The sequence below is a fragment of the Streptomyces albus subsp. chlorinus genome (assembly GCF_013302895.1).
GTDB classification, from domain to species: Bacteria; Actinomycetota; Actinomycetes; order Streptomycetales; family Streptomycetaceae; genus Streptomyces; species Streptomyces chlorinus.
On record NZ_VJOK01000001.1, the window covers coordinates 1,441,176 to 1,454,139 of the forward strand.

14 protein-coding genes are annotated in these 12,964 nt (G+C 70.8%); 4 read left to right on the plus strand and 10 right to left on the minus strand.

Annotated elements, in window-relative coordinates:
• Positions 1–341: 341 nt before the first annotated feature.
• Positions 342–1,037 (minus strand): DNA-3-methyladenine glycosylase, encoded by a 696-nt coding sequence (locus FM076_RS06585; RefSeq protein ID WP_173868975.1) that lies wholly within the window; start codon positions 1,035–1,037, stop codon positions 342–344.
• A 119-nt stretch (positions 1,038–1,156) separates the two neighbouring features.
• Between FM076_RS06585 and FM076_RS06590 the strand changes: the two genes are divergently transcribed.
• Entirely contained in the window at positions 1,157–1,939 is a 783-nt protein-coding gene (locus tag FM076_RS06590) for a sporulation protein (RefSeq protein ID WP_173868976.1), read from the plus strand.
• Positions 1,940–1,968: 29 nt separating this feature from the next.
• Here FM076_RS06590 and FM076_RS06595 read toward each other — a convergent pair whose 3' ends face one another.
• The gene (locus tag FM076_RS06595) at positions 1,969–2,400 is read right to left on the minus strand and encodes a barstar family protein (RefSeq protein WP_173868977.1); all 432 of its coding nucleotides are present in this window, start codon (positions 2,398–2,400) and stop codon (positions 1,969–1,971) included.
• A gap of 177 nt (positions 2,401–2,577) precedes the next feature.
• Between FM076_RS06595 and FM076_RS06600 the strand changes: the two genes are divergently transcribed.
• Together FM076_RS06600 and FM076_RS06605 are read left to right on the plus strand one after the other, a co-directional pair.
• Positions 2,578–3,117 (plus strand): YbhB/YbcL family Raf kinase inhibitor-like protein, encoded by a 540-nt coding sequence (locus tag FM076_RS06600; protein WP_173868978.1) that lies wholly within the window; start codon positions 2,578–2,580, stop codon positions 3,115–3,117.
• Positions 3,118–3,614: 497 nt separating this feature from the next.
• Entirely contained in the window at positions 3,615–4,124 is a 510-nt protein-coding gene (locus FM076_RS06605; protein WP_173868979.1) for an HNH endonuclease, read from the plus strand.
• Positions 4,125–4,142: 18 nt separating this feature from the next.
• Here FM076_RS06605 and FM076_RS06610 read toward each other — a convergent pair whose 3' ends face one another.
• The 4 genes from FM076_RS06610 to FM076_RS06625 all read right to left on the minus strand — a co-directional run bounded on the left by FM076_RS06610 (position 4,143) and on the right by FM076_RS06625 (position 7,341).
• A complete protein-coding gene (locus tag FM076_RS06610; RefSeq protein WP_173868980.1) occupies positions 4,143–4,913 on the minus strand; it encodes a TSUP family transporter in 771 nt (256 codons plus the stop codon).
• Between the two features lie 133 nt (positions 4,914–5,046).
• Positions 5,047–6,012: an SPFH domain-containing protein gene (locus FM076_RS06615; protein ID WP_173868981.1), complete on the minus strand. Its 966-nt coding sequence runs from the start codon at positions 6,010–6,012 to the stop codon at positions 5,047–5,049.
• A 93-nt stretch (positions 6,013–6,105) separates the two neighbouring features.
• The gene (locus FM076_RS06620) at positions 6,106–6,528 is read right to left on the minus strand and encodes an NfeD family protein (protein ID WP_173868982.1); all 423 of its coding nucleotides are present in this window, start codon (positions 6,526–6,528) and stop codon (positions 6,106–6,108) included.
• Positions 6,529–6,549: 21 nt separating this feature from the next.
• Positions 6,550–7,341: an ABC transporter ATP-binding protein gene (locus FM076_RS06625; RefSeq protein ID WP_173868983.1), complete on the minus strand. Its 792-nt coding sequence runs from the start codon at positions 7,339–7,341 to the stop codon at positions 6,550–6,552.
• Positions 7,342–7,446: 105 nt separating this feature from the next.
• Between FM076_RS06625 and FM076_RS06630 the strand changes: the two genes are divergently transcribed.
• The gene (locus FM076_RS06630) at positions 7,447–8,292 is read left to right on the plus strand and encodes a hypothetical protein (protein WP_173868984.1); all 846 of its coding nucleotides are present in this window, start codon (positions 7,447–7,449) and stop codon (positions 8,290–8,292) included.
• A gap of 29 nt (positions 8,293–8,321) precedes the next feature.
• On the opposite strand, the gene FM076_RS06635 is transcribed toward FM076_RS06630, so the two are convergent.
• From FM076_RS06635 to FM076_RS06650, 4 genes are all read right to left on the minus strand, one after another.
• Positions 8,322–8,570 (minus strand): chaplin, encoded by a 249-nt coding sequence (locus tag FM076_RS06635; RefSeq protein ID WP_173868985.1) that lies wholly within the window; start codon positions 8,568–8,570, stop codon positions 8,322–8,324.
• 257 nt (positions 8,571–8,827) lie between these two features.
• Positions 8,828–9,466 (minus strand): response regulator, encoded by a 639-nt coding sequence (locus FM076_RS06640; protein WP_173868986.1) that lies wholly within the window; start codon positions 9,464–9,466, stop codon positions 8,828–8,830.
• Complete coding sequence (locus tag FM076_RS06645; protein ID WP_173868987.1) at positions 9,459–10,625, minus strand: GAF domain-containing sensor histidine kinase; 1,167 nt, start codon at positions 10,623–10,625, stop codon at positions 9,459–9,461. Before FM076_RS06645 ends, FM076_RS06640 begins: the two co-directional genes overlap by 8 nt.
• Before the next feature lie 264 nt (positions 10,626–10,889).
• On the minus strand, positions 10,890–12,964 hold a 2,075-nt coding region (locus FM076_RS06650), incomplete at its 5' end, for an ATP-binding cassette domain-containing protein (RefSeq protein WP_173868988.1).

Here is a 12,964-nt window from a genome sequence, read left to right on the forward strand (position 1 = left end):
ATATTTCAAAGGAACCTCGCCCCAGCACACGCTGGAGACGGGGTATCAACATATCTGGCGTTGACTTTTGGCACGCTGTTGAGTTCTCAAGGAACGGACGCTTCCATCAGCACCCCTCCCGGGGCCCCTCCGGACGTTTGCCCTTTCGGTGTTCACTACGTTAGCGCGTTTTTCCCGAGACTCATAATCGAGTCTTTCGAAGTCAGTTTTCGGCGTGCCGAAAGCGACCCCGATTCCGGGGGTACGTCGTAGGTAGTGATTCTCCGCTGTCGCTCCGGGGGCGCTCTCACTGGGGCAGAAGCCCGTGGCAAGCCGTCCCGTCTCCAGCGGCTCGATCCACACTAGGGGGCGGATCGGCCGGCGTCAAGTGCGGCGCGGCGGTTCCGTGGCTTGTGCGGGCGGTACGGGCTCACGGTGGGGTCGTCGGCGAGCCAGAACCGCCACGGGTGGTGTGCGCCCTCGCCGCCGACACCGGTGCGGGGGCCGCTCTTTATGGCGTCGGGGGGTGCGGGCTCGCCCGCGCGGATGCTCAGGGGAGCGGCCTCGTCCTGGGAGCAGACGTCGGTGCCGTTCAGCTCGCGGTCCACGGCGAGTGCGGTGGCGAGGCGGGCCGGGCCCTTGGCGAGTTCCGCGTCCTTGCGGGCCTTGGGGCGGCGGTGCCGGGCCTGGTCCGCTCCCTCAAGGATCTCGCCGGCGCGGATGAGGACACCGCTGGCCTCTCCCTCGGAACCGCAGACGAGGTTGAGGCTGTACCACATTCCATAGATGAAGTAGACGTACGCGTGACCCGGGGGGCCGAACATCGAGGCGTTGCGTTCCGTCCTGCCCCGGTAGGCGTGGGAGCCGGGGTCGGCCTCGCCCGCGTATGCCTCGACCTCAGTGATGCGCAACTGCATCCGTCCCTGGGGCGTCGTGCGTACCAGGACGTGTCCGAGGAGGTCCGGAGCGACATCCAGGACAGGTCGGTCGAAGAAGGAACGGGGAAGGTGCGGGGCGCCGCTGGGGGTGCTGGGCTTGCGGTCTCGGCCTGCGATCATGCCCTCCGAGCGTACAAGAACCGCGTGCCGCGACCCGGCGCGAGAACCCCGTACGCGAACCGCACACATGTACTGACCGCTTCCCACGGGGGAAGCCGGAAATGGGGAGGACGAGGGATATGGGCTTCAAGAAGCTGTTCGCGAGCATGGGGATGGGAAGCGCCTCCGTGGACACCGTGCTGCACGAGCCGCACGCCGTACCCGGTGGCGTGGTGCAGGGCGAGGTGCGGATAGAGGGCGGTTCGGTCGAGCAGGAGATCCAGTCGCTGTCCATCGGTCTCCAGGCGCGCGTGGAGGTGGAGACGAACGACGGTGAGATGCACCAGAACATCGTCTTCGGCACGCAGCGGCTCGGCGGGGCCGTGACCCTGGCCGAGGGGTCCTCGCACGTGGTGCCCTTCAGCCTGGAGGTGCCGTGGGAGACGCCGATCACCATGTTCCTGGGGCAGCAGCTGCGGGGGATGCAGATCGGGGTGTGCACGGAGCTGGCGATCGCGCGGGCGGTGGACTCGACCGACCTGGACCCGGTGGAGATCCACCCGCTGCCGGCGCAGCAGGCGATCCTCGACGCGTTCGGGCAGCTGGGCTTCCGTTTCAAGTCGGCGGACATGGAGAAGGGGCACATCCGCAACACGCGGCAGCAGCTGCCCTTCTACCAGGAGATCGAGTTCTACGCGCCGCAGCAGTACCGGGGGCTCAACCAGGTGGAGCTGTCGTTCGTCGCGGACGCGCGGGGGATGGACGTGGTGCTGGAGATGGACAAGAAGCCGGGGCTGTTCTCGGAGGGCAGCGACACCTACCGGGCGTTCCCGGTCGACTTCGGGACCTACCAGCAGACGGACTGGGCGGGGTACCTCAACCAGTGGCTGGCCGAGGTCGGGGGCAAGCGCAACTGGTTCTGAGCCGCGAGGAGCGCCGGGCGGGGCCCCGGTCAGCCCAGGAGGATGCTGAGCGGGGTCTCGCGCACGGACCAGAAGCCGGCCGCGGCGGTGAAGACGTTCGCCGCGGCTGCCGCGTCCTGGGGATCGGCCTGTTCGAAGCCGGACCAGCCGGTGGCCAGGAGCAGGTAGCCGTCGGCCTTGCCCCACCAGGACAGGTCGGTGAGCAGGTCGGCGAGCGCGTCCCAGTTGCGGCCGAAGTAGTCGGGCAGCTCCAGCCCGGTGGCGCAACGTTCCATGAAGGCGGCTTTGTTGTCGACGCCCGAGAGGTCCACGACCGCGCCGAACCAGCCTGCCGCGTCCGCCTGCATGAGGGCGTCCGGGCCCACCGAGGGGAACCGGTAGACGCCGGGGGGCACGGTGGCGTCGAAGAGGCCGGGGAGGTCGGCCTGGGGCAGCTCGGGCAGTTCCACGGGGCTGGTCATGTCACACCACCGCTTCGGGGTCTCGTCGTGGGCACTCACCTGACGGCGCCCGCGGCTGCGGGCATGGGGCTGGGGTGTACGGGGTGTGCTGTCGCACCCCGCCATGGTGGCAAAGAGTGGCTGTCCGGATCGTTAGGCTGGCCGTTACAGCGATTCGCGTGACGAGGAGGTTCCGACGTGACCGACCAGCAACGGCGCCCGCTCCCCCATGACTTCCACCCCCCGGTGCCGTCGATTCGCGTGGTGAGCGACGATCTGGCGGACGGCGGCCATCTGGGTTCCGCACAGGTGTACGCGGAGGGGAACACTTCTCCGCAGCTGCGCTGGGAGGGCTTCCCCGAGGGGACCAAGAGCTTCGCCGTGACGTGCTTCGACCCGGACGCACCGACCGGCAGCGGTTTCTGGCACTGGTCCGTCTTCGACATCCCGGCCTCGGTGACCGAGCTGCCCGCGGGTGCCGGTACGGGTGGGATGAAGGGGCTCCCCGAGGGGGCCGTGCACGTGCGCAACGACTTCGGGACGCGCGACTTCGGCGGTGCCGCTCCGCCGCCCGGTGACGGCCCGCACCGTTACGTGTTCACCGTGTACGCCGTGGACACCGAGAAGCTGGGCCCCGACGCCGACGCCACGCCCGCCTTCGTCGGCTTCAGTCTGCGCTTCCACACCCTGGCGCGTGGGCACCTGATCGCCGAGTACGAGATTCCGGCGGAGAGCTGACCGCCCGTCTGGCCGCTTCTGTCCGAAAAGAGCCGCTGAGAGCTCTTCCGGAGGAAAATCGCGTTGCGCCGTGCCTTCCGCGCGGCGCAACGTGTGTGTGGGCAGTCGGCACCGTGGCGCGGTTCGTCATCGCGAGCGGGGGTGGCGGGCACCGATCGGTGCCGCCGCCTGCCGGAGCCCGGCCGGGGGCCGGGCGACCGCGCCGGCTGCCTCCGGCCGGCAAGCCGTCCCGGCCTTGTTCCCTTCTCCTGTTCGTCCCCGTCTTCCCTGTTCTCTCTTCCGGGGTTTTTCCCTTTCCGGTTCCTTGTCTTTTCTTCCGGGTCCCTCTGGTCTTCTGCCAGGGCTCGTGTGCCGCTCTTCCGGGGGTCGCCTCCTGGTGTTCCCGGGCGCTTCATCTGCGCGTCAGCGCGGGGAAATTGCGTTGTCGGCCTGTCGGGACAGCGGCACAGTGGAGCCACCCCGGCGCGGGTGTCCGGGAGGCAGAGGAGGCGGTCGGGATGCGGGAGACGCTGGTACTGAACGCGAGCTTCGAGCCGTTGTCGACGGTGTCGCTGCGGCGCGCGGTGGTGCTCGTGATGCGGGAGAAGGCAGTCGTGGAGCAGTCGCATCCCGGTCTGAAGGTGCGTGCGGCGCACCTGGAGCTTCCGGTACCGCAGGTGATCAGGCTGCGCCGGTACGTGAGAGTGCCCTTCCGACAACGGGCACCGTGGTCGCGGCGGGGTGTCCTGATACGGGACCGGCACCGGTGCGCGTACTGCGGGCGCCGGGCGACCACGGTGGACCACATCGTGCCGCGCTCGCGCGGTGGCGGCGACACGTGGCTGAACACGGTCGCCGCGTGTGCGGCGGACAATCACCGCAAGGCGGACAGGACGCCGGGGCAGGCGGGGATGAAGCTGCTGGTCACGCCCTTCGAGCCGACGCCGGGGGACGCGCTGCTGCTGGCGCTGGGGCTGACGGAGGGGGAGACGCTGCCCCAGTGGCTGTCGCTGCCGGCCACGGCCTGAGACCGAGCGGCGGCGGTGTCACTGGCGCAGCACCAGCTGCACGATGGCGACCAGGCCGACGGCCACGATGACGCCGCGCAGCACGCCGGGGGCCAGCTTGCGTCCGATCCGGGCGCCGAGCTGGCCCCCCGCCGCGGAGCCGACGGCGATCAGGAGGACGGCCGTCCAGTCGAAGTCGGCGACGAAGAGGAAGAAGACGGCCGCGGTGCCGTTGACGACGGCGCCGAGGACGTTCTTGACGGCGTTGATGCGCTGGAGGTCGTCGTTGATCAGCAGGCCCATGAGGGCGAGGTAGATGACGCCCTGGGCGGCGCCGAAGTAGCCGCCGTAGGCGCTGGCGAGGAGTATGCCGCCCTGGAGGGGGAGGCCGCCGTGCGGGTGGCCGGTGCTGTTGTCGCGTTCACGGCGGCGGCGCAGGGCGGCGGAAAGCCGGGGCTGGAGGACCACGAGGACGAGTGCGAGTCCGATCAGCACCGGGACGATCATGTCGAAGGCGCTGCTGGGGAGGGTGAGCAGCAGCAGCGCGCCGGCCAGTGCGCCGAGGAGGGCGGCGGTGCCGAGCCGCAGGACGCGGCGGCCCTGACCGCGCAGTTCCCTGCGGTAGCCGATGGCCCCGCTGAGGGAGCCGGGCACCAGCCCCAGGGTGTTGGAGACGTTGGCGGTGACGGGTGGCAGGCCGACGGCGAGCAGCACCGGGAAGGTGATGAGGGTGCCGGAGCCGACGATGGTGTTGATGCCTCCGGCCGCGATGCCCGCGGCGCAGACGGCCACGGCCTCCCATACGGTCACGCGTCAGCCCCTCCGGTGATCGGTGTCAGTGTCACTGATCATGCCCGAAGGGGCTGGATACGTGCCCGGGCGTCCGGGTGGTGAGCCGGCCACCGGGCCGGGTGTCCGGCTGGCCGGGGTGGGGCGCGGGGGCTCAGGAGTCGAGCGGGGGCTGCTCGCGCGGGGGCTTGGGGACGCTGGGCGGGGTGGGCGCGCCGGAGCGGTTGCCGCCACTGCCGCCGCTGTCGGGGCGGAAGTTGTCGAGGGCGCCGCCGAGGCCCTTGAGGGCGTCGCCGATCTCGCTGGGGACGATCCAGAGCTTGTTGGCGTCGCCTTCGGCGATCTTCGGGAGCATCTGGAGGTACTGGTAGGAGAGCAGCTTCTGGTCCGGGTCGCCGGCGTGGATCGACTCGAAGACCGTGCGGATGGCCTGGGCCTCGCCCTCGGCGCGGAGGGCGGCGGAGCGGGACTCGCCCTCGGCGCGCAAGATGGCCGATTGCTTCTCACCCTCGGCGGTGAGGATCGCCGACTGCCGGACACCTTCGGCCTGGAGGATCGCGGCGCGCTTGTCGCGGTCGGCGCGCATCTGCTTCTCCATCGAGTCCTGGATGGAGGTGGGCGGTTCGATGGCCTTCAGCTCGACGCGGTTGACGCGGATGCCCCACTTGCCGGTCGCCTCGTCGAGGACGCCGCGCAGGGCCGCGTTGATCTCCTCACGGGAGGTGAGGGTCCGCTCCAGGTCCATGCCGCCGATGATGTTCCGCAGGGTGGTGACGGTGAGCTGCTCGATGGCCTGGATGTAGGAGGCGACCTCGTAGGTGGCGGCCCGGGCGTCGGTCACCTGGTAGTAGATGACGGTGTCGATGTTCACCACCAGGTTGTCCTGGGTGATGACCGGCTGCGGGGGGAAGGGGACGACCTGTTCCCTGAGGTCGACGCGGTTGCGGATCGTGTCGATGAAGGGGACGACGATGTTCAGCCCCGCGTTGAGGGTGCGGGTGTACCGTCCGAAGCGCTCCACGATCGCCGCACTGGCCTGTGGGATGACCTGGATCGTCTTGATGAGCGCGATGAAGACAAGCACCACCAGGATGATCAGGACGATGATGATGGCGTCCACGGCCTTGCCCCCTGCAATCCTTGAAATGAGATATCGCTATGAGATATCGCTGTCGCGTGAAGATGTGCTGATCGTGTGCGGTTGCTCACGCCATCACATCACGACAGCGGTTGCCCCGTCGATCTCGACCACGTCCACCTGACTGCCCGGCTCGTAGGTTTCGGACGCGTCGAGGGCGCGGGCCGACCAGACCTCGCCGGCGAGCTTGATGCGGCCGCCCTGCCCGTCGACCTTCTCCAGCACCAGGGCCTGACGGCCCTTGAGCGCCTCGATGCCGCTGGCCAGAGCCGGCCGCTCGGTGCGCATCCGGCGCGCGACGGGCCGTACGACCAGAATCAGGGCGGTGGAGACGAGCGCGAAGACGACGACCTGGGCGACGGGCCCCCCGCCGATCCCGGCCGTTCCGGCGGCCGCGACGGCCCCCACCGCCAGCATCCCGAACTCGGGCATGGCGGTGATGATGAGCGGAATCCCCAGCGCTGCGGCGGCTACGAGCCACCAGACCCATGCGTCCACACGGCCATGGTAGGCGTGCGATCAGCGCAGCGGCAGGCCCTGAGCGGTCCAGCGGCCGTTCTGCGTCTCCACGACGAGCGGGAGTCCGAAGCACAGGGACAGGTTGCGGGACGTCAGTTCGGTCTCCAGCGGCCCGGCGGCGAGCACCCGTCCCTGGCGGATCATCAGAACGTGGGTGAAGCCCGGGGGGATCTCCTCGACGTGGTGGGTGACCATCAGCATGGAGGGGGCGTAGGGGTCGCGTGCGAGCCGTCCGAGACGGCGTACGAGATCCTCGCGCCCGCCCAGGTCGAGTCCGGCGGCGGGCTCGTCCAGGAGCAGCAGTTCGGGGTCGGTCATCATGGCGCGCGCGATCATGGTGCGCTTGCGCTCGCCCTCGGAGAGGGTGCCGAACTTGCGGTCGAGGTACTCGGACATGCCCAGCCGGTCGAGGAAGGCCAGGGCGCGGTCCTCGTCGACCTTCTCGTAGTTCTCCTGCCAGTGCGCCGTCATGCCGTAGGCGGCGGTGAGCACGGTTTCCAGGACGGTCTGGCGGCGGGGCAGCTTCTCGGCCATGGCGATGGAGGCCATGCCGACGCGCGGGCGCAGTTCGAACACGTCGACGCTGCCGAGGCGTTCGCCCAGGATGCTCGCCGTGCCGGAGGTCGGGAACAGGTAGCTGGAGGCGATGTTGAGGAGCGTGGTCTTGCCCGCGCCGTTGGGGCCGAGGATGACCCAGCGCTCACCCTCCTTGACCGACCAGGAGACATCTTCCACCAGAGCACGTCCGTCGCGGACCACGGATACGTCCACCAGCTCCAGTACTTCGCTCATGAGCGCGTTGTCTCCTATTGCAGTCGCGTTTGAGTGCCTGTGGGCACATTCCCCAGGGGAAAACCTACGCCACCGTGTGCGAAACCCGTTCCCTAGGCTGGGTCCATGCTCACAGAACCTCGCTCGGGGCGGCTGGCCGCCTGGGGAAACGCGCTGCTCGCAGGACTCGTCTCGCCGGACGAGGCCGCCGGACGTATCACCGCGGACGACGCCCGGCACCGGGTGGCGCTGCCGGAGGACGACGGCGATCCGGTGGGGCTGACGCTGGCGCTGGGGCGGCTGCGCGCACTGGGCGGGACCGGGCTGCGGCTGGCGCTGCCGGTGCCGGGGCATCTGCTGGGGCTGAGCGGGCCCCCGGAGTTCAACGCGCGCGCCGTCGAGGCCGGGGAGGCGGTGCTGGTGGCCGGCACCGCGCTCGGGCTGGTGCCAGCGGTGCACGAGGCCGGGCCGCCTGCCGCGGACGGTGCGGGGGGCGTCTCCCCCGAGGACGTGCACACGGAGGTGCTGTGGGAGTGCCTGCCGGTGCGGGAGGCACCGCCCGCCGACGTGCCCTCGCTGGCGGAGGCCGAGCGTGAGCTGGCCCAGGCGGTGCGGGAGGCCACCGAGATGCTCACCCGGCTCGATGTGGCCGGGTCGGGACCGGTGGCCGACGCCGCACTGGAGGCGTACCGGGCGCGGATGGAGGCGGGCCGGCAGTTGCTGGCGCCGGGCTATCCGGCGCGGGCCGTACGGGTGCTGGAGCTGGCGCAGCGGGTGGGGGCGCTGGTGTCCATCGCGTACGGGGAGGGCGGGGACGGCAGGGAGCACGGGGGTGCCGTGAGCGCCGCGGAGATCGCGGCGCGTGCCGAGGTGCTGCGCCCGGTGGAGCGGACGGCGCGGCGCGCGCAGGTGGCCGCCTACAACGCGTACGCGGAGGAGGTGGAGCGGCGCCGGGAGGGCGGGCGGCCCTGAGGGGCGTGCCGTCCTCCCGGCGCGGCGGCTCAGTTGTTGTGCGTGAGGTTGCCGAAGGCGGGGTTGAGGACGCCGATCACGTTGACCGAGTTGCCCGTGACGTTCGCCGGGATGTGGATCGGGGCCTGGACCAGGTTGCCCGAGCCGACGCCCGGCGAGTTGGTGGCCGCGCCCTGGGCGTCGGCGCTGGGGCCGGTGGCGAACGCGGAGCCGGGGGAGGCACCGGCGGCGATCCCCGCGGCGGCGAGGACGAGGGCGGCCTTCTTGGCAGTGTTCATGGGGGTGTTCTCCCTGTGGAATCAACTGGGCTTGCCGCGGCCGGGCCGCCGCGGACACACCAGGGAGAACGGGCGATCACCCGGGAGGATACGCAGAAAAGATGACGACCACACGACGGTATGAATTACCGTCGGTGCGCGAACAGGCGGGCGAATCCCGGGCGTTGGCGCCGCCGCCCCTCCCGGCGGCGTCCCTCCGCGCCCTGCCCGCCGGGCCGCCCCGTCTCCCCGGTCTCCCCGGTCTCCCCGTCATCCCGTCATCCCGTCATCCCGTGCCGTACCGCCCACAGCGCCGCCTGGGTGCGGTCGGACAGGTCGAGCTTCATGAGGATGTTGGAGACGTGGGTCTTGACCGTCTTCTCCGACAGCACGAGCGCGCGGGCGATCTCCCGGTTGGAGCGGCCGTCCGCTATCAGCCCCAGCACCTCGCGCTCGCGCTCGGTCAGCGCGGGGCCGCGGCCGGTGCCGCCGCCGTGGTCCTCGCTGAGCAGCGCGCCGGCGACCTCCGGCTGGAGCAGCACGTGCCCCGCGTGCACGGAGCGGATGGCGCCGGCCAGCGCGTCGGGGTCCACGTCCTTGTAGACGTATCCGGCGGCGCCCGCGCGCAGGGCCGGGACGACGGTGCGCTGCTCGGTGAAGCTGGTGACGATCAGGACGCGGGCCGGATTGCCGCGCTCCCGCAGCGTGCGCAGGGCCTCCACACCGTCCGTGCCGGGCATCTTGACGTCCATGAGGACGACGTCGGGCCGCAGCTCCTCGGTGCGCGCGACACCCTCGTCGCCGTCGGACGCCTCCCCCACGACCTCGATGTCGTCCTGCACCTCCAGGAACGTGCGCAGTCCGCGCCGTACGACCTGGTGGTCGTCGACGAGCAGTACGCGGATCCGGTCAGCCACCGGGCACCTCCATTTCGACGACGGTGCCCTTTCCGGGCTCCGAACGGACGGTCAGTGTGCCGCCGACACCCGAGGCGCGGTCGCGCATCGAGACGAGGCCGAGGTGCCGGCCGGCCGAGCGCACCGCGCCCGGGTCGAAGCCGGTGCCGTCGTCGGTGACGGTCAGGACGGCCGCCGTGCCGCGGCGGGTGAGGGCGACGCGGACGTGGGAGGCGTCCGCGTGCCGCAGGGCGTTGTGCAGGGCTTCCTGGGCGACGCGCAGCAGGGCCTCCTCCTGCGCCGCGGGCAGGGCGCGGACACCGTCGCAGACGAAGTCCACCTCGGCGCTGTGTGCCCGGTTCAGGACCTGGGCCTGGGTCCGCAGGGTGGCCACCAGTCCGTCCTCGTCCAGCGCGGCCGGGCGCAGCTCGACGACGGCGGCGCGCAGCTCGTCGGCCGCCTCCCGGGACAGCCGGGCGACCTCGTGCAGCTCTGCCTTGGCGCGGGCCGGGTCGCGGTCCACCAGGGCGGTGGCGGCCTGGGCCGTCAGGCGCAGCGAGAAGAGCTTCTGGGCGACGGCGTCGTGCAGTTCGTGGCCGATACGGGTGCGCTCCTCGGCGATGGTCAGCTCACGGCTGCGCTCGTAGAGGCGGGCGTTGGTCAGCGCGAGGGCGGCGTGCTGGGCCAGCAGGCGCAGCAGCTCCTCGTCGTCCTCGGTGAAGGCGCAGGGGCGCTCCTGGGAGGCGGGCCGCTTGGGCCGCTCGCCCGGGCCGCAGCGCTTGTTCGCGAGGAAGAGGGCGCCGAGGACCTGCTCGCCGTCGGCGATGGGCATGCCGAGGAAGTCGGCCATCATGGGGTGCGCGGCCGGCCAGCCGCCGAAGCGGGGGTCCTTGCGGACGTCGGCGAGGCGCTGCGGGGTGGCGTCGTGCAGCATCGCGGCCAGGATGCCGTGCTGGCGCGGCAGCGGGCCGATGGCCTTCCACTGCTCGTCGCTGACACCGGCGACGACGAACTGCGCGAAGCCGCCGTGGTCGTCGGGGACGCCGAGGGCGGCGTACTCGGCGTCGAGCAGGTCGCGGGCCGAGGCGACGATCGTCTGGAGGACGTCGCGCACCTCGAGGCGGCGGTTCATGGCGAGCAGCGCCGCGCTGACGGCGGCCAGCCCGGAGCGGGGGACCATGCGGTTCACGGTACTCGCGGGACCCCGCGGACGGGATCGGGCCGCGGGCAGGGCAGGGCCGACCGGTGGTCCTAGGTCCCGGGTCGGAGCTGCCGGAGCACGGGGGACGGACCAGGGACCGGAGCACGGGAAGCCTGCCGGAGCACGGGGCCCGAGAACGGGAATCCTGCCGGAGCACAGGGGGACCGGGAACGGGAGAAGGGGGCTCCCTCCGGGAGGGAGCCCCCTTCGCGCCATGTACCGCGCTGTGCGCCTACCGTGCGGTCATTCGCGCATGATCTCCGGCTCGTGGCGGCGCAGCAGGCGGATCACGACGAAGTAGCACAGCACGCCCATCAGGACGAGGATGCCGACGTCCATCGCCCACTGGTCCAGCGAGTGGTCCCACAGCGGGTCGGTGTTGGTCGGGTCCTTCTTGTCCTGCGGCATCAGACGGCCCAGCTCGACCGTGGTGCCCAGGCCCGCGATGGCCCACCGGGAGGGCATCAGCCAGGCGAACTGCTCGACGCCGGGGCTGTCGAACAGCTTGAAGAGCACACCGGTGAAGACGACCTGGACGACCGCGAAGAGCACCAGCAGGATCATGGTCTTCTCGGAGGTCTTCACCAGCGAGGAGATGATCAGGCCGAACATCATCGAGGTGCCGCCGAGGGCGATCATCACCAGGGCCATCTCGATGGCCGGGTTGCTCATCAGCAGGCCCTCGTCGGGCAGGTCGCGCGGGATGAAGCCGACGACGCACATCAGCACACCCTGGATGGCGGCGACGACGGCCAGGACGATGACCTTCGACATCAGGTACGCCGACCGGGACAGGCCGGTGGCCCGCTCCCGCTCGTAGATGACGCGTTCCTTGATCAGCTCGCGCACCGAGTTGGCCGCGCCCGAGAAGCAGGCGCCGATCGCGAGGATCAGCAGGATGGGGCCCGCGTCGCCGTTGGTCTTCATCGGTGGTGCCGTCAGCCCGTAGTCGGACGGCATCAGGGTGCTGACGAAGCCGAGGATCAGCGGGGTGACGAAGGACAGCACCAGGAAGGAGCGGTCCGAGGCGATCACGGAGATGTAGCGTCTCATCAGCGTCCACAGCTGGCTGCCCCAGCTCTGCGGCTTCTGCAGCTTCGTCGGCTGCATCGCCTGCTGCTGGGCGGCGTAGGGGTCCTGCTGCGGGAGCTGCGCGTCGATGTCGGCCGCGTACATCTGGTAGTGCTGCGAGCCCTGCCAGCGGCCCATCCAGTCGTAGTCGCGGTAGTTCTCGAAGGCGGAGAAGACGTCCGCCCACGAGTCGTAGCCGAAGAAGTTCAGGGCCTCCTCGGGCGGGCCGAAGTAGGCCACGCCGCCGCCGGGCGCCATCACCAGGAGCTTGTCGCACAGCTGCAGCTCGGCGACCGAGTGGGTGACGACCAGCACGGTGCGTCCGTCGTCGGCCAGGCCGCGCAGCAGCTGCATCACGTCGCGGTCCATACCCGGGTCGAGGCCGGAGGTGGGCTCGTCCAGGAAGATCAGCGACGGCTTGGTGAGCAGCTCCAGGGCGACCGAGACGCGCTTGCGCTGGCCGCCGGAGAGGGAGGTGACGCGCTTGTCGGCGTGGATGTCGAGCTTCAGCTCGGCCAGCACCTCCTCGACGCGCGCGTTGCGCTCGGCCTCGGCGACGTCGCCGGGGAAGCGGAGCTTGGCCGCGTAGCGCAGCGCGGTGCGGACCTTCAGCTCCTTGTGGAGGATGTCGTCCTGCGGGACGAGGCCGATGCGCTGCCGCAGCTCGGCGAACTGCTTGTAGAGGTTCCGGTTGTCGTAGAGGACCTCGCCGGAGTCGGCCGGGCGGTAGCCGGTCAGCGCACGCAGCAGCGTGGACTTGCCGGAACCGGACGGGCCGATGACGCCTATGAGGGACTTCTCCGGCACGCCGAAGGTCACGTTGTTGAGGATGACCTTGCCGCCGTCGACCTTCACGGTCAGGTGGCGGGCCGAGAAGGACACCTCACCGGTGTCGACGAACTCCTCCAGCCGGTCGCCGACCAGCCGGAAGGTGGAGTGGCCGATGCCGACGATGTCCTGCGGGCCGATGGTGACCGTGCCGGACTTGGGGATCGGCTGGCCGTTGACATAGGTGCCGTTGTGGCTGCCCAGGTCGCGGATCTCGCAGCGGCCGTCGGGCGAGGCGTGGAACTCGGCGTGGTGCCGGGAGACCTGGAGGTCGGAGACGACCAGGTCGTTCTCCAGGGCACGGCCGATGCGCATCACCCGGCCGAGGGAGAGCTGGTGGAAGGTCGTCGGGCTGCGGTCGCCGCCGCCCGGCTGCCCCTGCGCCGCCGCACCGGACGGGCCGCCGCCCGCGCCGGGAC